Consider the following 24,436-nt stretch of genomic DNA (forward strand, 5'->3'; position numbering starts at 1 on the left):
AAACAGCCGGCATCGTCCGGCTGTTTTCATGCCATCGCGCTACTTCGCCAACAGCCAATATCCATATAGCACTTTGTTTATTATCACTTTTTTACAATTCAGGCCGGAACATATAGCAAGCAGGCACTCTCCAACAGGCATCTTGAATCCACTGCCGGACTATTCCGATGCATATCGTCGCCATCGTCGCCCCGCCCAGATCCGCCGTCTCGCCGTTGAAGGAAGTGGGCGCCGTCGCCGCCAAGACCGACAGCCGCGCCGCCGCCAGCGACCCGCGCAAGGAGATGGCGGAGTTTCTCACCCCTCATCCGCAATCTCCCGCGCTCAACGGGGACGCCCCGCCCGCGGCGAGTCTTTCGAGCGGCTGCTGCGCCAGGCCCAGAGTGCGGTCGGAGGCAAGGACGCTTCCCCTTATTCCGAAGACCTGATGCCGCCGGCCGGCAGCCTGCTGCACGTGGTGGCGTGAACGCGGCACTTGACGCTGCTTTGCCCGCCGTGCTCTGATAAAGCCCATGAACTACGCAACCGCATCCGCAACCTTCTTTTGGTGGTGGCGCCTGAACTAAGGCGGCGCCGGCGTTTGCATACCCAAAACCCGGAAGCTGCCGATACGGCGGCATAGGGTTTCCAGCAGTACTCCTCCCCCGGATCGGCAGTTTCCAACAAGCTCAAGCTTACTGGAGACCACTGTTATGAATCTGGACAGCATCACAGCCAAAGACATCATCCTGACCGGCGACCGCACCACCGGGCAATTGCATCTGGGCCACTACGTCGGCTCGCTGCGCAACCGCGTGATCCTGCAAGACCGTTGCCGCCAGTTCCTGCTGCTCGCCGACGCTCAGGCGCTGACCGACAATATGGGCAACTATCTGAAGGTCCGCGACAATGTGCTGCAGGTGGCGCTGGATTATCTGGCGGTGGGCATAGACCCGGAAAAAAGCACCGTCTTCATCCAGAGCCTGGTACCGGAGCTGACCGAGCTGTCTTCCTACTATCTCAATCTGGTCACCGTGGCGCGTCTGGAGCGCAATCCCACCATCAAGGATGAGATCAAGCAGCGCGGCTACGAGCGCGACATCCCCGCCGGCTTCCTCACCTACCCCGCCGCCCAGGCCGCCGACATCACCGCCTTCAAGGCCAGCATCGTGCCGGTGGGCGAAGACCAGATTCCGATGATTGAGCAGACCAACGAGATCGTGCGCCGCTTCAACGGCAGCGTGGATCGGGCGGTGCTGGTGGAAGCGCGGGCGGTGGTGCCGGAACAAGGCTCCCGCCTGCCCGGCATCGACGGCAAGGCCAAGATGTCCAAATCGCTGGGCAACACCATCACTTTGTCGGCCACGCCGGACGAGATCCGTCAGGCCGTGAAGATGATGTACACCGACCCCAATCACCTGCGCGTGGCCGATCCGGGCCAGGTGGAAGGCAATGTGGTGTTCACCTATCTGGACGTGTTCCATTCCGACACGGAGCAGGTGGCGGAATGGAAAGAGCATTATCGCCGCGGCGGCCTGGGCGACACCGTGATCAAGAAGCAGTTGGAAGAATGCCTGCAGACCCTGCTGGAGCCGATCCGCGCCCGCCGCGAGCAGTATGCGCGCGACCCGGCCGCGGTAATGGCGATGCTGAAGACCGGCACCCAGCGCGCGCGCGAAGTGGCGGCCGCCACGCTGGCCGAGGTGAAGGCGGCGATGGGCTTGAACTACTACTAAGAGCCTTTTTACGATCTGCTGCGCGTCGGCGAGACCGCGTTGAAAACACACTCTTTAAGAGGAGAGCACCGCATGGAACAAGTCTACCAATGCCAAAACCTGGAAGAGGTGCGCGGCCAGATCGACCGCATCGACCGCGCGCTGGTGGCGCTGATCGCCGAGCGCGGCCTTTACGTGCGCCAGGCGGCGGCGTTCAAGCACAGCCGGGAAGAAGTGGAAGGCGGCAAACGCGTCGATCAGGTGATGCGCCGCGTCGAGCGTCTGGCCGGCGAACTGGGCGCCGACGCGGCGCTGACCGCGGCGGTCTACCGCACGATGATAGAGTACTTCATCGCCGATGAAATGGCGGCCTTCCGCGCCAAAGCGGCTGCCGATTGAGGCGGAGGCCGGCTTTCCCTACAATCGCTTCCATCCGCTGACCGCCGGCCGCCCTCCGCGGCCGGCGTTTTTCCCGCGGCCGGAGAACCTGAATGAACAAGATTGCCCTGTTGCTGCTCGCCTGCCTGACCGCGCCCGCGATGGCCGAGGAAGTGGGCGAGGTGTCCACCACCTTCAAGCTGCTCAGCCCCAACGACAAGGTGGTGGTGGAAGCTTTCGACGACCCGGCGGTGCAAGGCGTGGCCTGCTATATCTCGCGCGCCAAGACCGGCGGCTACAAGGGCGCGCTGGGCCTGGCCAAGGACCCGTCCCGCTTCTCGGTGGCCTGCCGCCAGGTGGGCGCGATCAAGTTCTCGCGGCCGCTGCCCAAGCAGGAGCAGGTGTTCAAGGAAGGCGCGTCCTTCATCTTCAAGCATGTGCGGGTGGTGCGCATCGTCGACGCCAAACGCAATACCCTGACCTACCTCAGCTATTCCGACAAGCTGCTGGACGGCAGCCCGGACAATGCGCTGACCGCGGTGGCGGTGCTGGATCAAAAGATCCCGCTGCAACCCTGAAATAAAAGCGATTGATTATTAACGATTTCTTTGCATGACGGGCATCAGCTAAACGGCAGCTCAACGCGCAAGCCGTCATAGCCGACCTCCACGCCGGGCGGACATTCGGCGCTGAGCGCGCCGAATTCCAGCCTGTGGGTCATGTGGATCAGCACCGTGCGTTCGGCGCCGATGCGCTCGGCCCAGGCAAAGGATTGCCGCACGCCGAGGTGGGACGGATAGGGGTCGTGGTTCAGGCAGTCCAGGAACAAGAGCTTCAGCCCCTGCAACAAGGGCAGGCTGCTGTCAGGGATGTCCGACACGTCGGTCAGCCAGGCCATGTCGCCGACGCGCCAGCCGAGGCAAGGCCAGGAACCATGTTGCATGGGCACGGGCGTCAGCGTGACGCCGCCGCAGTCCACCGGCCCGTCCACCTGCTGCGGCAGCAGCACCGGCTTGTCCCACATCTTGGACGGCGGCAGCAGCGCGTAGTCGAAACGGCTCTTGATATTGTCCAGAGTGAAGGCGTTGCCGTAGAGCGTGATCGGCCCCTTCTTCACGTAGCAGAAGGCGCGCAGGTCGTCGATCCCGTTCAGGTGGTCGGCGTGCGGATGGGTGTACAGCACCGCATCCACCTGGCTCAACCCTTCGCGCAGCGCCTGCTGCCGCAGGTCCGGCCCGGTGTCGATCAACAGCCCCTGGCCGGCCGCCTTGATATAGGCGCTGGCGCGGGTGCGGCGATTGCGCGGATCCGGCGAACGGCAGGTGGCGCAGTCGCAGCCTATGGCCGGCGTGCCGGAACTGGAGCCGCAGCCCAGGATGGTGACTTCAAGCGAACCCAATGGCGTTTCCCAAGTAATAAGGCATCAGCGGCAGCGCTCCGGGCGCTCCGCCTTCTCGCGCACCCAGCCGCCGTCGCAGCGGACATTGCCGTCGGCGTCTTGCTGGCAGCCGCCGCGCGGCTGCTTGGCGCAATACGGATTGCCGTCGCGCGACAGCAGGCAGGCGCCGGGGCCGGCGTAAGTGACGCCGTTGGCGCGCACCACGCCGCCGCCCGGATAAGGCGAGCACAGCACGTTGCCGAATTCATCGATCGCGCATTCGCCCTTGCCGCACATCGCCTGTCCGCGCTGCACCAGGGCGATGCCGCCGTCTTCGGAACAATAACTGCGTCCGTTCAGATTGACGCAATTGGCCCAGGCCTGGGCCGAGAACAATATGGCCAGCAAGGCCAGCCCGGACAGCAAGATTCGCTTCATGCGCTTTCTCCGCTTCAACGGCTGGCCTTGGAGAACAGCCGGAAAAAGTTATCGCTGGTGACGCGCGCCACCTCTTCCACCGCCATGCCGCGCAGCTCGGCGATGTGCGCGGCCACATGGCGGACATAGGCCGGCTCGTTGACCTTGCCGCGATACGGCACCGGCGCCAGATACGGAGAATCGGTTTCGATCAGCATCCGATCCAGCGGCACTTTCTGCGCCACTTCCTTGACCTGGGCCGCGTTCTTGAAGGTCACCACGCCGGAGAAGGAAATGTAGAAGCCCAGCTCCAGCGCGGCTTGCGCCACCTCCCAGGTTTCGGTGAAGCAATGCATCACGCCGCCGCACGCCTCGGCGTTTTCTTCCCGCATCAGGCGGATGGTGTCCTCGGCGGACTCGCGGGTGTGGATCACCAGCGGCAGGCCGACGCGCTTGGCGGCGCGGATATGGGTGCGGAAGCGCTGATGCTGCCATTCCAGATCGCCCTTGCACCAGTGGTAGTCCAGTCCGGTTTCGCCTATGCCCACCACCCGCGGGTGCGCGGCCAGCGCCACCAGTTCGTCCTCGCTGTACTCTTCCGCTTCCGGGTCGTCCGGATGCACGCCCACGGTGGCGTATAGATTGCCGTGGCTCTCCGCGAGTTCCAGCACTTGCGGATATTTGGGACGGCTGACGCCGATCACCAGCGCGTGGCTGACCTGGTTGGCCTGCATATTGGCCAGCACTTCCGGCATGCGCGCGGCGAGGTCGGGAAAATTGATATGGCAGTGGGAGTCGATAAACATATTTGCGTCAATCAGGCTGCGGCGCGCGGACGCGCGCCGCTAAAACAATCACATGGTATGAGTGGGCCGGCTGGAATTGAGCACGCCGCTGAGCAGGGCCTCGATCTTGTCCTTGGCCTGCTTGCCGGCGTCGCCGGCGACGAACTCGACGCCGACGCCCTGCACCCGGCTGTTGTTGGCGCCGGCCGGCGTCAGCCACACCACCTTGGCTTGCACCGCGATGCGCTGCGGGTCGTCCATCAGGGTCAGCAGCAGGAACACCTCCTCGCCCAGCTTCATTTCCTTATTGGTGGGAATGAAGATGCCGCCGTGGCGCACAAAGGGCATGTAGGCGGCGAACAGCGCGCTGCGCTCCTTGATGTGCAGGGACAGCACCCCGGGACGGTTGGGATTCAGGTCCGGGCGAGTGGCGGAATTGTCCATACTTGGCTAACCCTCTGTGTCAGGCGGCCTTGCCGCTGGCGAATATCTTCAGATAGTCCATCAGCACCGCTTCCAATTGCAAGCGCGTGTTCAAGGTATGCTGGCCGAACGGCGCCAGTTGGTTGAGCGTCTGCTGACACGCCATCAATTGCGCGATGTCGGCGCGCGCCGCCAGTTGCTGCAAGGCGCGCTCCTGATCTGGATAATAGCGGACCAAACCGGCCAGTCTCAAACTCGCCAGATCATGCAGCCACTTCATCAGCCAGCCTATGGGCAGCAACAGCGGCAGTTTCTGCTTGTCCACCGCCTCCGCCAGCTGCAGCACATTGGCGAAGCTGGGCTGGCCCAGGCCCTGGACGAACTGGCCGCGCAGCTTGGCCAAAGCCGGATCGTGGTCGAACAGCGGCGCGCCGCCGTTATGGGCCAGTTCCAGTTCCGCGTCCGCCACGCCCTGCTCGCGCAGCCAGGCCAGCGCCTGGGCCTGGTGCGGCCGCGTCAGCGGAAACTGGCGGCAACGGCTGCGTATGGTGGGCAGCAAGCGCTGCGGCGCATGCGCCACCAGCAGGAACAGCACCTCGGCCGGCGGCTCTTCCAGGATTTTGAGCAAGGCGTTGGCGGCGGCCGGATTCAGGCTTTCCGCCGGTTCCACCAGCACGATGCGCCGGCCGGCGCGATGCGCGCTCAGGTGGGCGAAATCGATCACATCGCGCACCGCCTCGATCTTGATCACCGGCAGCTTGCGGCTGACTTTCTTGCCCTCGGCGCCCTCCTTGCCTTCCTCGTCCTCGTCGCCCAGCGGCGATAAGCGGCGGAAGTCCGGGTGGGTGCCGTGCCGATACCAGCGGCAGGCCTCGCATTCGCCGCAAGGCTGGTGGCCGGCCTGCGGGCGTTCGCACAGCAGCGACTGGGCCAGGTGTTCGGCGAACTCCAGCTTGCCGATGCCGGCGGCGCCGGTGAACAGCCAGGCATTGGGCAGGCGTTCGCGCTCGGCGTTCAGCCGGGTCCAATCGCCTTCTTGCCAGGGCAGCAGCATCACGCGGCCTCCAGCAGTTTTTGCAGGCAGGCTGCGATGTCGACCTGGATCTCGGCGATGGAGCGGCTGGCGTCCAGCACCGCGAAACGCGGCTGGCCGGCGGCGCGCCGCAAATAGGCTTCGCGCACGCGCACGTGGAAATCGGCCTTCTCCTGCTCGAAGCGGTCCAGCTGCCGGGTCTTGGACATGCGCTCGGCCGCCACTTCCAGCGGCAGGTCGAACAGCAGGGTCAGGTCCGGCTGCAAACCGTGCTGCACCCATTGTTCCAGTTCGGCGATGCGCTCGAACGGCACGCCGCGGCCGCCGCCCTGGAAGGCGAAGGTGGAATCGGTGAAGCGGTCGGACACCAGCCACTGGCCGGCGGCGAGCGCGGGCTCAATCACGCTGTGCAGCAACTGCTGGCGCGAAGCGAACACCAGCAGGGTTTCCGCGTCCAGCGAGGCCTCGGTGTCCACCGCCAGCAGCAGCTCGCGGATTTTCTCGCCCAAAGGGGTGCCGCCCGGTTCGCGGGTGAATACGGCGTCGACGCCGTGTTGCGCCAGCCAATCGCGGATGAAGGCCAGATGGGTGCTTTTGCCGGCGCCGTCTATGCCTTCCAGGCTGATGAAGCGGCCGCGTTGCTGCTCTAGCGCCATTACTGTCCTTTCTTCAAAATATATTTGCGCACCGCCTGATTGTGTTCGTCCAGCGTTGCGGAGAAATGCGAAGTGCCGTCGCCGCGAGCGACGAAATACAAGGCCTTGGTTTCGGCCGGATTGGCCGCCGCGTCCAGCGCCGCCTTGCCGGGCAAGGCGATGGGCGTGGGCGTCAGGCCGGCGCGGGTATAAGTGTTGTAAGGCGTGTCGCGGCGCAGATCGGCCTTGCCTATCTTGCCCTGGTACAGGCTGCCCATGCCGTAGATCACCGAGGGATCGGTCTGCAAGCGCATGCCCTGCTTCAAGCGGTTGACGAACACCCCCGCCACCATTGGACGGTCGGCGTCTTCGCCGGTTTCCTTCTCTATCAGGCTGGCCATGATCAGCAGCTCGTAAGGCGTGCGGTAAGGCAGCTCCGGCTTGCGCGCCGCCCAGGCCGCTTCCAGCCGCTGCTGCATCTCGCCGAAGGCCTGGCGGTAGAGCTCCGCGTCCTCGGTGTCCGGCGAGAACAGATAGGTGCTGGGGAAGAACAGGCCTTCCGGCTTGGCGTCGCCGAAGCCCAGCCGCCGCATGATCTCCTCGTCGCTCCAGTCCTTGGCCGTATGCTTGATGTCGGGGTTGCGGTCTATCGCCTGGCGGAATTGGCGGAAGGTCCAGCCCTCGATCACCGTCAGGCTGGCCTCGTCCGGGTGGCCGTCGGCCAGGCGGTTCAGGATGTCCAGCATCGATGCCTGACCGTCGAAACGATACAGGCCAGCCTTGATCTTGCGGTCCACGCCTTGCAGGCGGGCCAGGGCCACCATCACCTGACGGCTACGAACCACGCCCTCCTGCTCCAGTCCCCGCGCCACTTGGCTCAGGGTGCGGTTGGGCCCCACGGTCAGCTTGTAACCGGCTTCCGGCAGGCCAACCGGAATCAGGACCACCCAAACCAGCCAGGCACAGCCCAGCGCAAGGCACAGCAAGAACAGGCGAAACAGAGTTTTCATCATTTGACGGGAAGCATGAGACAGCGCAGCGGGACGATCGCGCATGATACCAGACAAGCCGGCCTGACCGACATGTCAGGCCCGCCCCCGCAATCAAGCAAAGTTTGCGCCAAATCAACTGTCCACCTTTCCATTTTGCATAGTTTTGCTCGCGTTCTATACCTGATTAAATGGACTGCTTAAATGATGCGAGTCTTTTCATGAAGCCATTCTTCAATCTGGGATGCGCATTGGTGGCCTGGACGGCGCTGGCCAGATTGGCGGCAGTCCGGCAGACCGACAGGGATTTATGGCGCCTGCCGATGGACGCTTTCCGACAAGGAGGGCATCCGCAGCAATTGACTTACCAGCAATCCCCCGCTGCGCTGAGCGGCTACCACGCACTGATCGTGGAGCCTTTGCTGCTGTTGAACCGCCAGCAGGACGGCGGCTGGCAGCTGCTGCAAACCGCGGAACAGGAAAACGCCAACCAGATCATGCGCCGCCAGGTGGCCGCGCTGCTGCAGGCCTGGCCTATCGCGCTGACCGACGTGGCCACCGCCGGCGTGCTGCGCTTGCGCATCGCGGTGGCCGCGCGTCAGTCTCGGATTGCCCAGGACAGCCAGCCGCTGAACAGCAGCCACGTGGCGCTGCAACTGCCTTGCATGGCTTCCAATATAGAACCCTATCTGCAACTGGTGTCCTCGGTGTCCCAATTGGAAGACGCGCTGGGACGGGGCGTGGTCGCCGGCGGCGTCACCATGCAGTCGCAAGCCGAAGCCGCCTCCGGCGACGAAGACGACGGCTGGCGGCAGCTACTGACCCAGGACTGGTCCCCGCTGCTGCGCCAACAACTGGCGCCGGCGACGCGGCGCGGCACGGCCTCGACGACGCGATAAGCCGCATGAAGATAGTCCGCCCCGTCACAAAGTCGCAACAATATAGAGGGAACGCCGCTTGGCGGCCGCAGTCCATCTCCCACGCAATCTCCACTGAGCCCGCACGATGAAACCATTCTTTAAACTCGCCTGCGCGCTGATGGCTTCCGCCTTGCTGGCCAATATCGGCCACGCCGGGGAGCCGCCGGAGAATCTGGTCCTGCTGCCCAGCGAAGCTTTCCATCCCAACCCTGAGCATGCCGGCCAGGTGCTGTACCTGCAGCCCGGCGTCGATCTGAAACGCTATCACGGCATCCTGATCGAGCCGCTGATTTTCCTGGGCCGCCAAGCGGACGGCCAATGGCTGGCGACGGCGGCGGACGAGCACAACCGCCTAGACGCCTGCTACCGCAACAGCCTGGCCCGGGCGCTCTGCCGCGAGGGACTGCCGGTGGCCGCCGCGCCCGGTCCGGGCATCGCCCGGCTGCGCGTGGCGGTGGGCGACATGCTCAGAGAGCTGGCCGGCCCCAAGGAACGGCGCCCCGTGAAGACCGCCCTCAATCTGGCGCGCTTCGCCGACGACATCGATCCCTATCTGGCCCAGGTGTCCACCGTGGGCCAGCTGGAAGACTCCGAATCCGGGCTTCTGCTGGCCGGCGGCGTCAATCTGCTGGGCAAGGACATGGACCTCGCCAACGCGCAACCGTCCAATGCGGAATGGCTGCAACAGCGCGTTGACCTTTGGAGCAGCCACCACGCGCGGCAGATGGCCCAGCATCTGGCGGCGGCTACGTCGTTTGGGGAGTAGGCTAGCATCCAGACTGGCGGCATAATGGTCGCCTCATCTCTTGTCAGAAAGCCGACCATGCCGCGCAAACTACTGAGTTTCTTGCTGTTGTTGTCCCCGCTGTTCGCCGCCGCCGACACCGTCACCGTGGCGGTCGCCAGCAATTTCCAGCAGACGCTGGACAAGATCGCGGTGGAGTTCAAGGCCGCCAGCGGCCACGACATCAAGGCTAGCGGCGGCGCTTCCGGCAAGCTCACCGCGCAGATCCGCCAGGGCGCGCCCTTCGACGTGTTCCTGTCCGCCGACGACGAACGCCCGGCCGAACTGCTGCGCGACAAGATAGGCAAACCCGACAGCCGCTTCACCTACGCCATCGGCAAGCTGGCGCTGTGGAGCAAACAGCGCGACGACGCCGGCGAAGCCGCGCTGCGCGGCGGCAACTTCAACAAGCTGGCCATCGCCAACCCGGCGGCCGCGCCCTATGGCCGCGCGGCGATGGAAACCCTGACCGCGCTCAAGCTCGTCGACGCGCTCAAACCCAAGTTCGTCACCGGCGACAATATCAGCCAGACCATGCAGTTCGCCCAGGTTGGCGGCGCCGACTTCGCCTTCGTCGCTTACGCGCAGCTGCTGGAACAAGGCATCTCCGACCGCTACTGGCTGGTGCCGGCCAAGCTGCATCAGCCGATACGCCAGGACGCGCTGCTGGTGCGCGACACGCCGGCGGCCAGGGCCTTCCTCGCCTTCCTCAAGGGCGACAAGGCGCGCGCGCTGATCAAGAAAGCGGGCTACGACTTCGCGCAATGATGGCTTCCGAATGGGCGGCCATCGCGCTGACGCTGCGGCTGGCCGCCATCAGCACCCTGATCCTGCTCCTGCTGTGCGTGCCGCTGGGCTGGTGGCTGTCGCGCACACGTTCGCGCCTCAAGCCGGTGATAGAGGCCGGCGCGACGCTGCCGCTGGTGCTGCCGCCCACGGTGCTGGGCTTCTATCTGCTGGTCGCCTTCGGCCCGCACGGCCCCATCGGCCAGCTGACCGCCTGGTTGGGCTGGCCCGGCCTCGCCTTCACCTTTCAAGGGCTGATCATCGCCTCGGTGCTGTACTCCTTGCCCTTTGTGCTGCAACCGCTGATCGTCAGCTTCAACGCGGTGCGGCGCGAGGAAATCGAAACCGCGATGGTATTGGGCGCCAACCGCTGGCAGCGGCTGACCCGCGTCATCCTGCCCAGCTGCCGCTCCGGCGTGCTGGCCGCCGCCAGCATGGGCTTCGCCCACACCGTGGGCGAATTCGGCGTGGTGCTGATGATAGGCGGCAATATCGAAGGGGAAACCCGGGTCATTTCCATCGCGCTGTACAACCACGTGGAACAGGCCGACTACGCCAGCGCCCACCGTCTGGGCCTGCTGCTGGTGCTGTTCGCCTTCTCCACCCTCGCCCTGGTCTACCGCCTCAACGCGCGCCAGCGCCGCTACGACTAAGACCCGCTCGCAAAATTCCGGACCTGCCTTGCGCCCGACGGGCGCTGCCTGCGTCGACGCGCCTTGGCTCAGCTTCCCCGCGAGGCTCTCTTAGCGGTTCTTAAGAGACCGCGAATCTGGCCGCGTTTACTGACAATGCTGACATCTATCGATGCAAACCGTTACATGACGTCAACAAAACGCAGTGTTCATGCGCTATAACTTGGAGTATCGTTTTTCTCGCCCGTCATGGGCCCGACAACCTGTGCTACCAAGGATGAATCATGCGCAAATACCTGATGATCGCTGTTCTGGCCCTGACTTCCGCCAACCTGGCGCTGGCTGACGCCGCCTGCGACGCCAAAGCCGCCGAGAAGAAACTGGCCGGCGCCGCCAAAAGCAGCTTCCTGAAGAAATGCGAGAAAGACAGCGCCGCGGCCAACGCCCAGAAAGCCTGCGACGTCAAAGCCGCCGACAAGAAACTCGCCGGCGCGGCCAAGGCCAGCTTCGTGAAGAAATGCGTGAAGGACGCGGCTCCGGCCAAGTAAGCCCCCTCCCCGGCGGCCTGTCCGCCGGGACAGCCCGCTCGCCGGCAAGTCCCTGATTTTTCGCCTACACTGAGATGTGGCAACAGGGATTCTGCGGGTGAGCCATGGCAAACAATATCCTTGGAAATTACAATCCGCTGTTATCGCTTTTCGGCAATAACAACCAACTCTTGAGCGGTTTATTGGGCTCCTCGCCCATTGTGCCGCTGATCCGGAGCAGCAACAGCTCGCCAAGCGCCGGCACCGATCCCAATGTGGTGCTGATTTCCGGGCTGGGCCAATTGCTGTCCAGCCTGAACATCTTCCAAGACAGCCTGCAACAGATCTATTCCCCGTACGCGGTCAACAACTCCATCAGCGGCAGCAGCAGCAATCCGTCGGTGGCCAGCGTCTCCACCGCCGCCGGCGCGCAAAACGGCAATTACAGCGTATCCGTCTCGCAACTGGCCCAGGCTCACAGCGCGGTCACCGCCTTCACGCTGCCGGACACCAGCAGCACCGCGGTGGGCAGCGGCAGCCTGACCATCAAGACCGGCAGCTACGCCTACACATCGTCCACCTCGGCCAGCAGCTTCACGCCCAGCGGCAGCTCGGCCACGCTCTCCATCAGCAACGGCACGCTGTCCAGCATCGCCACCGCCATCAACGGCTCCGGCGTCGGCATGGTGGCCAATATCGTGCAGAACGCCTCCGGCAATTATCAATTGCAGATCAGCGCCGCCCAGACCGGCGCCAGCAACAATTTCCAGATCCTGGTCAGCGACAACGACGGCAACAACACGGATCAGAACGGCTTGTCGCGCTTGGCTTTCGACCAGACCCAGGCGGTGGGCAGCGGGCAGAATCTGACCCAGACCCAGGCCGCGCAAAACGCCAACTACCTGATCAACGGCGCCTCCGGCTCCAACGCCGGCAATAGCGGCATCTCGCTGGGCGCCTCGGTATCCATGGACTTGCTGTCCACCGGCAGCACCAATATCTCGGTCAAGCTGGATCTGAACGGCCTCAACGGGCAGGCGCAATCGCTGGCCGACGCCTTCAACACCCTGCAAGGCAGCCTGAACGCGCTGCTGGTCAGCGGCGGCCTGCTCAGCCGCGACCCCATCGCCAAGCAATTGGCCAACAGCATGAACCAGCAGGCCGGCGCCAGTTACAGCAACGGCAGCTCGCTGCTGGTCAAGCTGAACCAGATCGGCCTCAATTTTCAATATCCACAGCAGTTCGGCCAAATGGGCAGCCTCAGCCTGAGCAACAACAGCCTGCAAAGCGCTTACAGCGGCGACTCCCAGGGCGTGGCCAATCTGCTCTACACCGCCGCCCGGGCGCTGAACTGGCTGGCCAACAGCTACGCCTCCTATGGCAACGGCACCATTCCGCAAACCCTGACCGCCTTGCAGAAAATGCAATTCAGCCTGCAGCTGCGTCAGTCGGCCACCCCGACGTCCAACACCGTCCCCGCCAACCTCGCCTCCTTGACCGGCAACCAGTCCGGCACCATCCAGCTGAGCGCGCAGCAGATCAGCGCGCTATCGCTGTACGCGATGGTTTACTCTCTGGGCGCGCCCTATGCGGTCAATTCCCAGATTCTGAACAACGGCCTGGGCCTGTCCGGCAACAGCGGCAACGGCATCTCCACTTATGCATGATTGATATTTGCTATTTGTTTTTCATCTAGCATTGCCTGCGCCGTATTGTCTCGTTAAAATTCATCGGATGATTGGATGAATAAGGAGGCCGCATGCTGGCGCTGCCCTATAAACGCTCGCTGGTCGACATCGCCGTGGAAAACATCGCCAAACGTCTGGCGGACGGCGACTGGCCGATAGGCGCTCGCATTCCCACCGAACCGGAACTGGCGGAGCAGCTGGGCGTCAGCCGCAACACGGTGCGCGAGGCGGTGCGGGTGCTGCTCTACGCCGGCCTGCTGGAGGTGCGCCAGGGCGACGGCAGCTATGTGCGCGCCACGGTCAACCCCGGCGAGGCGATGCGCGCCATCAGCCGCGCCAGCCTGCGCGAGCACTTGGAAGTACGCTGCATGCTGGAGGAAAGCGCGGCGCGGCTGGCGGCCGGCCGCTGCCCGGACGCGGATCTCAGCGCGATAGCGGACGCGCTGGCGCGGCGCGGCGAACGCCTGCCGCAGGAGCCGCTGGAGGACTTCATCGAGCGGGATCTGGAATTTCATCTCGCCATCGCCAACGCCAGCGGCAACCAGGCTTTGGCCGAGCTCTACGCCTATTTTTCGCGCGCGGTGCGCCAGCACGTGCAGCAATCCATCCTGGACGAGGCCTTGCCGGACCCGGACCTCGCCGCCCACCAGGCCATTTACGAAGCCATACGCCAGCGCCGGCCGGACGAGGCGGCGCGCGCTGCCGCCGCCATCACCCGCCCCTTGCTGGAGGCGCTGGACCGCTTGCTGAATCGCTCCAACACGGATTAAGCCCGATTTGAGCCGGCCCCCAGGCGCGGGGAGCCGACTCCGACAACAACAAAAGCGCAGAAGGAAAACCCATGTCCACACCCAAATCCATGCCGGATCATCTGCAGGTTGAAGACACACTGATCGACGCCGAGATCGACGACGCCGGCGTGCAAAGCCAGCGCCCCGCGCTGCACCGTCCCTGGCTCTTGCTGCTGGGCCTGATCCTGGTCGGCGTCAATCTGCGGCCGGCGCTGTCCAGCCTGTCCCCGGTGCTGCACGACGTCGCCGCCAGCCGCGGGCTCAGCGGCCTGATGGCCGGCCTGCTCACCACGCTGCCGGTCGCTTGCCTAGGCGTGTTCGGTCCGCTGGCGCCGCGGCTGGCCCGCCTCTGGGGCAGTGAAAAGACCATCGCGCTGATTCTGGTGACCCTGGCGCTGGGCATCTTGCTGCGCACCCAGTTCGGCCAATTCGGCCTGTTCGCCGGCTCGGCGCTGGCCGGCGCCAGCATAGGCATCATCGGCGTGCTGCTGCCCGGCATCGTCAAGCGCGACTTCCCCGCCCAGGTCAGCCTGATGACCGGCGTCTACACCATGGCGCTGTGCCTGGGCGCGGCGCTGGCCGCCGGCCTGACCGTGCCGGCGATGCGCTGGATGGGGAACAACTGGCAGGGCGCGCTGGCGATCTGGGCGAGCCCGGCGCTGCTGGCGCTGCTGGTGTGGTGGCCGCAGACGCGGAGCCGGCAGACGTCCCACCACGGCCAATGGCTGGTGCGCGGCCTGCTGCGCGACCCTCTGGCCTGGCAGGTGACCTTGTTCATGGGCCTGCAGTCCTCGATGGCCTACATCGTGTTCGGCTGGCTGCCGTCCATTCTGATTGACCGCGGCGAGACCGCGCTGCACGCCGGCCTGCTGCTGTCCATCTCCATCATGGTGCAGGTACTGTCCTCGCTGCTGGTGCCGGCCCTGGGACAGCGCTGCCGCGACCAGCGGCCGCCGATCGCCGCCACCGTGGCGCTGGTGATCAGCGGTCTGCTGGGCATGCTGTTCGCGCCGACCGACAGCCTGCTGTTCTGGGCGGTGCTGCTGGGCCTGGGCCAGGGCGGCCTGTTCAGCATGGCGCTGAGCCTGCTGGCGCTGCGCTCGCCGGACCCCCATGTCGCCGCCCATTTGTCCGGCATGGCTCAGGGCGTCGGCTACGCTCTGGCCTCGCTCGGCCCGCTCAGCGTGGGCCTGATCCGCGACCAGACCCACGCGCTGTGGCCGCTGGGCCTGTTGTTCTCGCTGATCTCCGCCGCCACCTTCGCCATGGGCATGCTGGCCGGGCGCAAGCGTCTGGTGCAGGTGGAGTCGCGTCCGCTCTAAGAACCTGTTTACGATCTGCTACGCGTCGTGGAGCGTTACACGGTGAGTACGGCTTCAAAATGCTCATGTACCGTGTCCGCTTTTTCAGCCGTTTTCGCCTTGTCTCGCCATTGCTCGCGAGATCGTAAACCGGTTCTAAGCCATCCGCGGACCAAACAAAACCCCGGGCTTGCCCGGGGTTTTGTTTGGAGATGAAACGGCTCAGCCCTTGGGCCGGCCGACGATGCCGTAACGCCGCCACAAGTCCGGCAGGCTCTCCTTGCCCAGCGGAATGGCGCTCTTGCCCAAGGCCAGCCGGTCCGGCAGCAAGTCCATATCGCCGTCCCAGCCCGGCGCCCCTTCTTCCAGCACCGCGGCCAGGTCGCGGTCGTCCACCGCCGCCAGCTCGCCGCCGATCTCGATCAGCAACATGCCCTCCGGCGTCAGCCAGGCGGAGCGCGCCGGCACGTCGTCATCGTAGGGCAGCGTGCGCCAGCCCGACGGAGTGCGCCGCGCCACCAGCGGCGCGGCGTCCAGCGTCACATAGACTTTCTGCGGCCCGTTCTGCACATAACAGCGCCCCAGCCCGTCGCGGCTGTAATTGCGGCCGAAAAACTCCACCATCGCCTCGTGCTGCAGACGTTCGTCCTTGATCCACCACTGGCCGCGCGCATCCAGCCGCAGCCAGCCGAACACGGCGGGCACGTTCGGCCACTTGGCCATTGCCGCCTGTACTATCGCATCCATCATGCGTCTCCTTGCGGGCTTGCTCCCGCTTGATTCTCAGCTTTGACCACTACACTCAGATCGCTCTCAACACCGCCATCGGCGACGTTCTGGTCACCCGCCCCACGAGCGGCCAACCGGCCACCACCACCACCAGCGCGCCGCTGGCGACGCCGGCGGGCAACAGCCACGGATTGAACACCAAGGGCAGATTGAACAATTTGACCGAAGCCAAAGCGCCGATGCCCATGGCGCCCAAGGCCGCCAATAAACCGGAAAACGCGCCCAACCAGGCCAGCTCCGCCAGCACCACGCTGCGCACCTGCCGCCGCGACGCCCCCAGCGCCCGCATCAGGCCGACATCGAACAGCCTCTCGTCGCGAGTGGCCGCCAGCGACGCCCACAACACCAGCACGCCGGCGGCCAGGGCCAGGCCGAACATGGCTTCGATGCCGCGCGACAGCTTGTCCATCATCGCCCTCACCTCGCTCAGGATCGCCCCGACGTCGATCACGGTCAGATTGGGAAACTCGCCCACCAGGCGGTTGACGAAGTCCTCGTCCGCCGCCTCCAGCCGGAAGCTGGTGATCCAGCTGGCCGGCTGCTGGCTGAACTGGCCCGGCGTGCCGATCACGAAGAAATTGACGCGGAAGCTGTCCCACGGCACCTCCCGCAAACTGCTCACCTTGGCGCGGTAAGCGGTGCCGGCCAGATCGAAGACCAGCGTGTCCCCCAGCTTGATGCCCAAGGTGGCGGCCAGCTCGCGCTCCACCGAGAACTGCGGCGGAATCCGTTTCTGAGGCTGCCACCACTGGCCCGCCGTCAGCTTGTTGCCCGGCGGCAACTCGTCGCGCCAGGACAGGTTGAACTCCCGCTCGGCCAGCCGACGCGCGCGTTCGTCCTCGTAAGCCGACGGCCGCACCGGATGCTCGTTGATCGCGATCAGCCGCGCCCGCACCATGGGCGCCAGCTCCGGCGCCGCGCGTCCCTCCACCGCGAAGGCGTTGCGCACGCCGTCGAGCTGGTGGCGCTGGATATTGATGACGAATTTATTCGGCGCGTCCGCCGGCACGCTGCGCTGCCAGGCGCCGATCAGGTCGTCGCGCACAATGGTCAGCGTCAGCAAGGCCATCAGGCCCACCGACAAGGACACGATCTGGATCACCGCCAGCCAGTGGCGGCGCGCGATATTGGCGATGCCGAAGCGCCAGCCCACCCGGCGTCCGCGCGGCAGCCGCCGCATTAGATAGACCACGCCCAGCGCCAGCGCGCCCACGGCGGCGAAAAAGCCCAGCATGCCGGCCAGCAGCCAGCCGGCCACCGCCAGATCGCCCACCTGCCAGGCGGCCAGGCCCAGCAAGGCCACCAGGGCCAGCAAGGGCGCCAGCACGCCCTGGCGGGTCGGCGTCAATTCATCGCGCAGCACCGCGGCCGGCGGCACGTCGCGTATGCCCATCAAGGGCGGCAGAGCCAGGCCGGCCAGCAACACCAGCGAGGCCAGCGGCCCCACCAGCCAGGTCAGCCAGCCCGGGTCCGGCAGTATTTCGCCGACATAGCCGCTGGCCAAGCGCATCAAGGCCAGCTGCACGCCGAAGCCGCCGGCGGTGCCCAAGGCGCCGGCCAGCAGGCCCAGCAAGAGGAATAGGCTGACGAACAGCCCCCACACCTCGCCCGCCGTCAGGCCCAGGCAGCGCAGCACCGCCACCTGCTGCCAATGGCGCGCCAGATAGCGGCGGACCACCAGCGCCACCGCCGACGCCGCCAGCGCCACGGTCAACATCGCGGTCAGGCCCAGGAAACGCCGCGCGCGCTCCAGCGCGGTGCGCACTTCCGGCCTCGCCTCCTCGACGTTTTCCAGCCGCGCGTCCTTGGGCTTGGCCTTGTCCAGCCACTGGCGGAAGTCGGCGATGCCGCGGTCGTCGCCGGCGAACATCAGCCGCCAGCGCGCACGGCTGCCTTCCTGGATCAGGCCGGTGGCGGCCAGGTCGGCGCGGTTGAACATCAGCCGCGGCACGAAGTTGTACAAGTCCATCGCCCCGTCCGGCTCGCGGACGATTTCGCCGGCCAGCCGCAGTTGCGCGCCGCCGACGCCCAGGGTGTCGCCCAGTTTCAGCTTCAAGCGCCGCATCAGGCGGGCGTCGGCCCAGGCGGTGCCCGCGGCCGGCCGCAGGCTGCCGGTTTCCACGCGGCCGTCGGCCAGGCGCACGCTGACTTCGCCGCGCAAGGGGTAGTTGTCGCTGACCGATTTATACGTGGCCAAAGCCGCCTGGCCGCCGGAAAACACCATGGAGGGAAAGCTGATGTTGTCGGCCAGCCGCAGACCGCGCTTTTCCGCCTCGCGGCGGATGGGGTCCGGCGCCGGCTGATTGCCGTTGAGCACCAGGTCGGCGGCCAGCAACTGCGTGGCCTGGGTGGTCAGCGCGCGTTCCACGCGATCGGAGAAAAAGGCCACGCTGCTCATCGCCATCACCGCCACCACCAGGGCCAGGGCCAGGATGGTCAGTTCGCCGGACACCAGTTCGCGGCGGATGAAGCGCAACACCAGGGTCAAGCGGCCGGCCAGAGTCATGAGCGCGCCCCGTTGAGCTTGCCTTCCACCAGCCGGTAGATGGCGTCGCAGCGGCTGGCCAGCTCGGTGTCGTGGGTGACCAGCACCAGGGCGGTGCCCTGTTCGGCGTTGAGCTGGAACAGCAGATCGATGATCTGGCGGCCGCTGTGCGGGTCCAGATTGCCGGTGGGCTCGTCGGCGAACAAGAGGCCGGGATGAATGACGAAGGCGCGCGCCAAGGCCACCCGCTGCTGTTCGCCGCCGGACAGATGGCGCGGATAATGGCCCAGCCTATGGCTGAGGCCGACGCGGTCCAGCATCTGCCGCGCCGCTTCGCGCGCGTCGGCGCGGCCGGCCAGCTCCAGCGGCAGCATCACGTTTTCCAGCGCGGTCAGTTGCGGCATCAGCTGGAAATTCTGGAACACGAACCCCACCTTGTCTCTGCGCAGCAGCGCGCGCGCGTCTTCGCTCAAGCCGGACAGCGCCTGGCCGAACAAGGACACCTCGCCGCCGGACGGATGATCCAGCCCCGCCAACAGGGACAACAAGGTAGACTTGCCGGAGCCGGAAGCGCCGACAATGGCCACGCTCTCGCCCGGATACAGGGTCAGCGTGGCGCTGCGCAGGATATTCAGCGGCTCGCCGTGGAAATGCACCTGCTTGGCCAGCTCGCTGGCCGCCAACACCGCCTGGGTTTCAATTGGATTCATTTATGCGCTCGATACTAAGCAAAGTTCTACTTTCCGCCGGCCTGTGCCTGCTGATGCTGCCGGCGTCCGCCGCGACGATACTGGTCTTCGGCGACAGCCTGTCAGCCGGTTACGGCCTCTCTCCCGGCCAGGGCTGGGTCAGCCTGCTCGCCAAGGAGATGGGGGCGAAGCACCGCATCGTCAATGCCAGCATTTCCGGCGAAACCACCGCCGGCGGCCTGGCCCGCCTGCCGGACGCGCTGGCGCGCCATCGCCCGGACATCGTGGTGCTGGAATTGGGCGCCAACGACGGCCTGCGCGGCCTGCCGCTGGAGCAAATGCGCGGCAACCTGTCCAAGATGATCGCCTTGGCCAAACAAAGCAAGGCCAAGGTGGTGCTGGTGGGCATGGCCCTGCCCCCGAACTATGGCCCGCAATACGGCGCCGAGTTCCGCAAAGCCTACGCCGACCTGGCCAGGCGCGAGCGCCTGTCCTTCGTTCCGCTGCTGGTGGCCGGATTCGAGGCCGATCTATCCAAGTTCCAGCCGGATGGTTTGCACCCGGTCGCCGCCGCCCAGCCCGCGATGATGCGCACGGTCAAGGCCAAGCTGCCGCTGAGCTGAAAAGCCGCGGCGTCACGGGCGGACGGATATTCATGGTGTTGACTTTCTTCGTTACAACGCAGCAAGATAAGTCAAAAGCATAATCATATCCTGGATTCTTATGAGCCGCCCGCCCCCTTCCCCCTGGCTGAAACGCCTGCTGTCCCCCTATCGCGGCCTGCCCGCCACGGTCTACATCCAGGTGCTGTGCAGCCTGATCAACAATATCGGCGGCATTTCCAAACTATTCCTGCCGCTCTATCTGCGCGAGAGCTACCAGCTGGGCTATGCGCAGATCGGTCTGACCATGGCGGCCTACGGCGCCGGCGCGCTGCTGGGTTCCCTCAACGGCGGCTCGCTGTCCGACCGCTTCGACGGCCGCAAGCTGGCCACGCTGTTCCTGTCCGTTTCCGGCCTGTGCCTGCTGTTGCTGGCGCTCGCCATCCCGTTATGGCTGTTCGCGCCGGTCTTGCTGGTCTCCGGTTTCGCCGACGGCGCTTTCCGGCCGGTCAATCTGCGCCTGGCGCTGGAGCCCTGTCTGCCGCGGCAGCGCGCGGTGGCCCAGGGCATGTTGCGGGTGGCCTTCAACCTGGGCGTCGCCGGCGCCGGTTTGCTCAGCGGCTCGCTGGCCGCCATCGGCTATGGCTGGGTTTACGCCGCCAACGCCGCCGCCACGCTGAGCGCGGCGCTATGGCTGGCCTGGGCCTACCGCCGCGCCGGCGCGGCCCACGCAGAGCCGCCGCGGGCCGGCGAAGACGCCGGCGGCCGCCAAGGCCCCTGGCGCGACGCGCCCTTTCTGCGCATGTTGCTGGGCATGGTGCTGATGACCGCGGTATTCGACCAGATCTATGTGACGCTGGGACTGTTCCTGCGCGAGCATTACCAGCTGGGGCCGCAATGGGTGGGTTATCTGTTCACGCTGAACGGCCTGATGGTGGTGGCGCTGCAGATCGCCATCAGCCGCCGCATTCTGGATTGGGGCCTGCTGGCCAGCACTCAAACCGGGGTGCTGTTGACCGGTTTCGCCTTCCTGTGGCTGACCCTGGGCCAGGGTCCGCTGTGGGCGGTGCTGATGATGGCGACGCTGACGCTGGGCGAACTGCTGGTATCGCCCTGCTACGCCATGCTGGTGATGCACCGCTCGGAAGGCCGGCTTCGCGGCCGCTATCTGGGGCTGTACAACGCGGTGTGGCAGGGCCGCACCCTGTTCGCCCCGGCGCTGGGCACCTGGCTGTACGGCGCCGTGGGCGGCATTGCGCTATGGTGGCTGTGCGCCGCCGCCGTTTGTCTGTCGGCGCTGATCCAGCAGCCGGCGCTGCGCGCCATGCTCGCTAATGAGCCCGAGCCGGCGCCCTCAAACCCGTACAAGCTCTCGCAAGCCCGCGCGAGACAAGGCGAAAACAGCTGAAGAAACGGCATGCACAGGCGGCGCGCGAGCCGGCCGGAGCGGCGCTCACGAAACGCCGCGGGCCTTGATCAGCAGCTCAGCCGGCCTGGCCCCGCTCCGGCTCCGCGTTCCACAGGCATACCCGGTTGCGACCGGACGCCTTGGCGCGGTACAAGGCGGCGTCCGCCTGCAACAAAGCCTGCTGGCTGCCGTTCAGCGGCGGCTGGCCGGCCACGCCGATGGACACCGTCTGCGCGTAACCCTCCGGCAAGCCGTCCAACTGGGCCTGCGCCAGGCGCAGCCTGACCGCCTCCATTCTTTCCGCCAAGCCCTCCGGCGCCAAGCCCGGCGCCAGCACCACGAACTCCTCGCCGCCGTAGCGCGCCAGCGTCATCCAGGCCTCCAGACAGGAGGCGATGTGCTTGGCCGCCTGCTGCAGCACCTGGTCGCCCACCAAGTGGCCGAAACGGTCGTTCACCTGCTTGAACTCGTCCAGATCCAGCATCGCCAGGCTCCAGGGGCCCGCGTCGGACTGATCCAGCTCCACCATGCGGCAGCGCAAGGCCCGCTGGTTCAAACAGCCGGTCAGCACGTCGGAGTCCGCCAGCAGATGCATCTGCTCCGCCGCCTGCTGCAGCATCTGTCTGCGCTGTTCCAGCAGTTCCCGCTTGGCCGCGCTTTCCGCGTACAGATCTTGCAGCCGGCGCAGCACCACCGCATTGCGCTCGCGCAGCCTCACGGTGTCGCGCAGCAGGGGGTTGAAGCTGGACAGGAACTCCCATTGCACCAGGATGAAGATCACCGCGCCCACCAGCAAGGCGCTGTACAGCAAGGTGCCCTCGCAATGGAAGCGGTACAGCGGATACACCCAGTAGCCGACGAAGAAGGTCAGGTGCAGATCGCGGCACGGCGCCAGCAGCAGGCATACCGCGGCGAAACCGCCGGCCAGCCACAGCACCACCACGATGCGGTAGGGCCCTTCCTCCTGCGGAAACATGAACCACATCATCATGCTCCACACCAAGGCGCTGAACAGCATCAGTTGCCGCAGCGCCTGGTAATGCCGGAACACCTGGTCCTGGGTATGCGCGTAACGGCGAAAGCGGTAGACCAGGCGCGCGAACAGCAGCTGCATCAGCAGGAACATGCCCACCCAGCACAGGATGCGCCAGCCGGGCGCGTGCCCGTACATCAGCACGCCAAACAGGGGAATGGCGATGAAGGACTGCAGGATAGAGAGCTGAAGCATGGAGACGAACTGGCGCACCAGCTCCGCCTCCAGCTGCGGGTGCGCGGCCTGCCAGGGAAACGGCATCAGAATGCCCAGTCTTCGCCTCACGCCCCGGCCTCTCTCGCCAGGCAGACGCAGTCCCGCCCTTGCGCCTTGGCCTGGTACAAGGCCTTGTCCGCCTGTTGCAGCAAGCCCAGCGGATCCACGCCCCGCCGCCAGGCGGCCACGCCGCAGGACAAGGTCACCGGCAAGTCGCCGGTCCAGCGCCGCCAGTCCCAGCCGCCCACCTTGTCGCGCAGCGTTTCCATGCGCCGGCTCAATTCGGCGCCGCTGCAGGCCGGCGCCAGCAGCAGGAACTCCTCGCCGCCGTAACGGCCGAACAGCTCGCCGTCCGCCAGGGCCTGCTGCGCCAGCTCGCACAGCTGCTGCAACACTTCGTCGCCGCGCGCATGGCCGCAGCTGTCGTTGATGCGCTTGAAATGGTCCAGGTCGATGATGGCGATGGCGAAAGGCGCGCCCTGGGTTTCCGAAAGCTCCAACAGGCGCTCCATTTCCCGCATCAGGGTTCGCATGTTCAGCACCCCGGTCAAGGGATCGCGCGAGGCCAGTTCGCTGATGCGCTCCACGGCGCCGTCCAGTTCTATGTTTTGCCGCTCCAGTATCGCGTTGTAGCTGTCCAGCTGCGTCTGTTCCAGCGTCAACTCGCGCATCAGGCTGGCGTTTTCGGCTCGCTGCCCCATGGATTCCAGCGCGAAGCGATGCAATAAGGCGGTGAACAGCGTCAGCGACAGGCAATAGATGATGCCGGAAGCGCCCACCCAGCGCAGCACCGCTTCCGGCGAGAGAAACATGCGCAGCAGCAGCAAGCCCCAGAGCGGGCCGACAAAGCCGTAAAACAGCTCCCGGCGCGCGGACAGCATCGCGCCTTGCACCGCGCTGACCGCGATGCCCCACAGCACCACGATCAGGCTGTAAGTCAGATCGTCGCCGGGCATCAGAATCCAGGCGGCCAGGCCCCAGCCCGCGCCCGCGGCGACGATCTGCGCCGAAAAACGCCTATGCAAGGCGGCGATCTGCCAGGCGTCGTGCTCGGGGCAGCGGCAGGCGCGCCACGTGGTGCCCCACAGGCTTAGCAGCAGCAGGCTGAAGAGCAATAGCCACAGCAAGGCGGCCACCAGCGGCGCCCGCCCCCATTCCAGACCGGTCAGCAGGGCCGCGCCCAATAAGGCGTGCGGCACGGACAGGTGGGTGGAGCGCATCGCATGCAGCATGGTGAAGCTGTCCAGCTGGCTGATCGGCAAAGACATGGCTTGGGCCTGTCCTATTTTGGAAACTTATTGTTAGTTATAGCGAGCAATGCGCCAAACCGGCCAAGGCCGCGCAAGAAAAAGCCCCGCGGGCCAAGGCGCGCGGGGCAGGGTCGGACGCAATCCGTTAAAGACGGATTACAGGTCCTTGGCGTTTTCGGCCAGGTAGGAAGCCACGCCTTCGGCGCTCGGCTTCATGCCTTTCTTGCCCTTGTTCCAACCGGCCGGGCACACTTCGCCGTGCTCTTCGGTGAATTGCAGCGCGTCAACCATGCGCAGCATTTCGTCGACGTTGCGGCCCAGCGGCAGGTTGTTCACCACTTGGTGCTGCACCACGCCGGAACGGTCGATCAGGAAGGAGCCGCGGAAAGCGACGCCGCCATCGGCTTCAACGTCGAAGGCCTTGCACAGTTCGTGCTGGATGTCGCCCACCAGGGTATAGCCAACTTGGCCGATGCCGCCTTTTTCCACCGGGGTGTTGCGCCATGCGGCGTGGGAGAACTGGCTGTCGATGGACACGCCGATCACTTCCACGTTCTTGGCTTTGAAGTCCGCCAGGCGGTGATCGAAAGCGATCAGCTCGGACGGGCACACGAAGGTGAAGTCCAGCGGGTAGAAGAACACTACCGCGTACTTGCCGGCGGTAGCTTGCTTGAAGGAGTAGTTGTCAACGATCTGACCATCGCCCAGCACGGCGGAGAAGGTTTTCGCGCCATCGAAGAAGGGGGCTTGTTTGCCAACGAGTACGGCCATTGCGGATCTCCTTAAAGGTCTTGGTATGACTG

Annotated in this window: 27 protein-coding genes; 14 read left to right on the plus strand and 13 right to left on the minus strand. The window is 65.6% G+C overall.

The window, feature by feature from the left end; all coding sequences use genetic code 11:
• The first annotated feature begins 167 nt into the window (after positions 1–167).
• From HQN78_RS14205 to HQN78_RS14220, 4 genes are all read left to right on the plus strand, one after another.
• On the plus strand, positions 168–428 hold the full coding sequence (locus HQN78_RS14205; protein WP_235084382.1) for a hypothetical protein: 261 nt from the start codon (positions 168–170) through the stop codon (positions 426–428).
• Positions 429–692: 264 nt separating this feature from the next.
• Positions 693–1,715: a tryptophan--tRNA ligase gene (trpS, locus tag HQN78_RS14210; RefSeq protein ID WP_235084383.1), complete on the plus strand. Its 1,023-nt coding sequence runs from the start codon at positions 693–695 to the stop codon at positions 1,713–1,715.
• 72 nt (positions 1,716–1,787) lie between these two features.
• On the plus strand, positions 1,788–2,093 hold the full coding sequence (locus tag HQN78_RS14215) for a chorismate mutase (RefSeq protein WP_107798122.1): 306 nt from the start codon (positions 1,788–1,790) through the stop codon (positions 2,091–2,093).
• A gap of 92 nt (positions 2,094–2,185) precedes the next feature.
• The gene (locus HQN78_RS14220; protein ID WP_107798121.1) at positions 2,186–2,650 is read left to right on the plus strand and encodes a CreA family protein; all 465 of its coding nucleotides are present in this window, start codon (positions 2,186–2,188) and stop codon (positions 2,648–2,650) included.
• A gap of 44 nt (positions 2,651–2,694) precedes the next feature.
• On the opposite strand, the gene HQN78_RS14225 is transcribed toward HQN78_RS14220, so the two are convergent.
• The 7 genes from HQN78_RS14225 to mltG are packed head-to-tail and all read right to left on the minus strand — an operon-like array spanning position 2,695 to position 7,756.
• On the minus strand, positions 2,695–3,471 hold the full coding sequence (locus tag HQN78_RS14225) for an MBL fold metallo-hydrolase (protein ID WP_235084385.1): 777 nt from the start codon (positions 3,469–3,471) through the stop codon (positions 2,695–2,697).
• A 24-nt stretch (positions 3,472–3,495) separates the two neighbouring features.
• Positions 3,496–3,888 (minus strand): hypothetical protein, encoded by a 393-nt coding sequence (locus HQN78_RS14230; protein WP_107798119.1) that lies wholly within the window; start codon positions 3,886–3,888, stop codon positions 3,496–3,498.
• 14 nt (positions 3,889–3,902) lie between these two features.
• Complete coding sequence (locus tag HQN78_RS14235; protein WP_227106878.1) at positions 3,903–4,673, minus strand: TatD family hydrolase; 771 nt, start codon at positions 4,671–4,673, stop codon at positions 3,903–3,905.
• 48 nt (positions 4,674–4,721) lie between these two features.
• Positions 4,722–5,096 (minus strand): PilZ domain-containing protein, encoded by a 375-nt coding sequence (locus tag HQN78_RS14240; RefSeq protein WP_048416050.1) that lies wholly within the window; start codon positions 5,094–5,096, stop codon positions 4,722–4,724.
• Between the two features lie 19 nt (positions 5,097–5,115).
• Positions 5,116–6,129: a DNA polymerase III subunit delta' gene (locus tag HQN78_RS14245; RefSeq protein WP_235084397.1), complete on the minus strand. Its 1,014-nt coding sequence runs from the start codon at positions 6,127–6,129 to the stop codon at positions 5,116–5,118.
• On the minus strand, positions 6,129–6,764 hold the full coding sequence (gene tmk / locus HQN78_RS14250) for a dTMP kinase (RefSeq protein WP_081544255.1): 636 nt from the start codon (positions 6,762–6,764) through the stop codon (positions 6,129–6,131). The genes HQN78_RS14245 and tmk overlap by 1 nt, the downstream gene beginning before the upstream one ends.
• Positions 6,764–7,756, minus strand: a complete 993-nt coding sequence (mltG, locus tag HQN78_RS14255; RefSeq protein ID WP_235084418.1) for an endolytic transglycosylase MltG — start codon at positions 7,754–7,756, stop codon at positions 6,764–6,766. The genes tmk and mltG overlap by 1 nt, the downstream gene beginning before the upstream one ends.
• A 197-nt stretch (positions 7,757–7,953) precedes the next feature.
• Between mltG and HQN78_RS14260 the strand changes: the two genes are divergently transcribed.
• From HQN78_RS14260 to HQN78_RS14295, 8 genes are all read left to right on the plus strand, one after another.
• Positions 7,954–8,631 carry a DUF3313 family protein gene (locus HQN78_RS14260; protein WP_235084421.1) on the plus strand — a complete coding sequence of 226 codons (678 nt, stop codon included), beginning with the start codon at positions 7,954–7,956 and terminating at the stop codon, positions 8,629–8,631.
• A 106-nt stretch (positions 8,632–8,737) separates the two neighbouring features.
• Positions 8,738–9,418, plus strand: coding sequence for a DUF3313 family protein (locus HQN78_RS14265; protein ID WP_107798114.1), 681 nt, complete (start codon positions 8,738–8,740; stop codon positions 9,416–9,418).
• 57 nt (positions 9,419–9,475) lie between these two features.
• Positions 9,476–10,204 carry a molybdate ABC transporter substrate-binding protein gene (modA, locus tag HQN78_RS14270; RefSeq protein ID WP_107798113.1) on the plus strand — a complete coding sequence of 243 codons (729 nt, stop codon included), beginning with the start codon at positions 9,476–9,478 and terminating at the stop codon, positions 10,202–10,204.
• Entirely contained in the window at positions 10,201–10,875 is a 675-nt protein-coding gene (modB, locus tag HQN78_RS14275) for a molybdate ABC transporter permease subunit (protein ID WP_107798112.1), read from the plus strand. The genes modA and modB overlap by 4 nt, the downstream gene beginning before the upstream one ends.
• A 263-nt stretch (positions 10,876–11,138) precedes the next feature.
• Positions 11,139–11,402: a hypothetical protein gene (locus tag HQN78_RS14280; protein ID WP_107798111.1), complete on the plus strand. Its 264-nt coding sequence runs from the start codon at positions 11,139–11,141 to the stop codon at positions 11,400–11,402.
• A 170-nt stretch (positions 11,403–11,572) separates the two neighbouring features.
• Positions 11,573–13,048, plus strand: a complete 1,476-nt coding sequence (locus HQN78_RS14285) for a flagellar filament capping protein FliD (RefSeq protein ID WP_235084423.1) — start codon at positions 11,573–11,575, stop codon at positions 13,046–13,048.
• A gap of 92 nt (positions 13,049–13,140) precedes the next feature.
• Complete coding sequence (locus tag HQN78_RS14290; protein ID WP_235084425.1) at positions 13,141–13,839, plus strand: FadR/GntR family transcriptional regulator; 699 nt, start codon at positions 13,141–13,143, stop codon at positions 13,837–13,839.
• Positions 13,840–13,910: 71 nt separating this feature from the next.
• On the plus strand, positions 13,911–15,182 hold the full coding sequence (locus HQN78_RS14295; protein WP_235084428.1) for an MFS transporter: 1,272 nt from the start codon (positions 13,911–13,913) through the stop codon (positions 15,180–15,182).
• A 201-nt stretch (positions 15,183–15,383) separates the two neighbouring features.
• Here the strand turns inward: HQN78_RS14295 and HQN78_RS14300 are convergent, their stop codons facing one another.
• Genes HQN78_RS14300 through HQN78_RS14310 form a run of 3 tightly spaced genes read right to left on the minus strand, consistent with a single transcriptional unit; the run spans position 15,384 to position 19,145 of the window.
• The gene (locus HQN78_RS14300) at positions 15,384–15,908 is read right to left on the minus strand and encodes a DUF2946 family protein (RefSeq protein WP_235084430.1); all 525 of its coding nucleotides are present in this window, start codon (positions 15,906–15,908) and stop codon (positions 15,384–15,386) included.
• Between the two features lie 55 nt (positions 15,909–15,963).
• Positions 15,964–18,456, minus strand: a complete 2,493-nt coding sequence (locus tag HQN78_RS14305) for an ABC transporter permease (protein WP_107798107.1) — start codon at positions 18,454–18,456, stop codon at positions 15,964–15,966.
• Positions 18,453–19,145 (minus strand): ABC transporter ATP-binding protein, encoded by a 693-nt coding sequence (locus HQN78_RS14310; protein ID WP_048414370.1) that lies wholly within the window; start codon positions 19,143–19,145, stop codon positions 18,453–18,455. The genes HQN78_RS14305 and HQN78_RS14310 overlap by 4 nt, the downstream gene beginning before the upstream one ends.
• Before the next feature lie 2 nt (positions 19,146–19,147).
• Between HQN78_RS14310 and HQN78_RS14315 the strand changes: the two genes are divergently transcribed.
• Positions 19,148–19,747 (plus strand): arylesterase, encoded by a 600-nt coding sequence (locus HQN78_RS14315; protein ID WP_107798106.1) that lies wholly within the window; start codon positions 19,148–19,150, stop codon positions 19,745–19,747.
• A gap of 100 nt (positions 19,748–19,847) precedes the next feature.
• Entirely contained in the window at positions 19,848–21,134 is a 1,287-nt protein-coding gene (locus HQN78_RS14320) for an MFS transporter (RefSeq protein ID WP_235084432.1), read from the plus strand.
• A 76-nt stretch (positions 21,135–21,210) separates the two neighbouring features.
• On the opposite strand, the gene HQN78_RS14325 is transcribed toward HQN78_RS14320, so the two are convergent.
• The 3 genes from HQN78_RS14325 to HQN78_RS14335 form a co-directional block, all read right to left on the minus strand.
• Positions 21,211–22,452: a GGDEF domain-containing protein gene (locus HQN78_RS14325; protein ID WP_227106857.1), complete on the minus strand. Its 1,242-nt coding sequence runs from the start codon at positions 22,450–22,452 to the stop codon at positions 21,211–21,213.
• The gene (locus HQN78_RS14330; protein WP_235084435.1) at positions 22,449–23,651 is read right to left on the minus strand and encodes a GGDEF domain-containing protein; all 1,203 of its coding nucleotides are present in this window, start codon (positions 23,649–23,651) and stop codon (positions 22,449–22,451) included. The genes HQN78_RS14325 and HQN78_RS14330 overlap by 4 nt, the downstream gene beginning before the upstream one ends.
• A gap of 138 nt (positions 23,652–23,789) precedes the next feature.
• Positions 23,790–24,404 carry a peroxiredoxin gene (locus tag HQN78_RS14335; RefSeq protein ID WP_107798102.1) on the minus strand — a complete coding sequence of 205 codons (615 nt, stop codon included), beginning with the start codon at positions 24,402–24,404 and terminating at the stop codon, positions 23,790–23,792.
• Between the last annotated feature and the right edge of the window lie 32 nt (positions 24,405–24,436).

This window comes from Chromobacterium sp. Beijing (genome assembly GCF_021496765.1).
Taxonomy (GTDB): Bacteria; Pseudomonadota; Gammaproteobacteria; order Burkholderiales; family Chromobacteriaceae; genus Chromobacterium.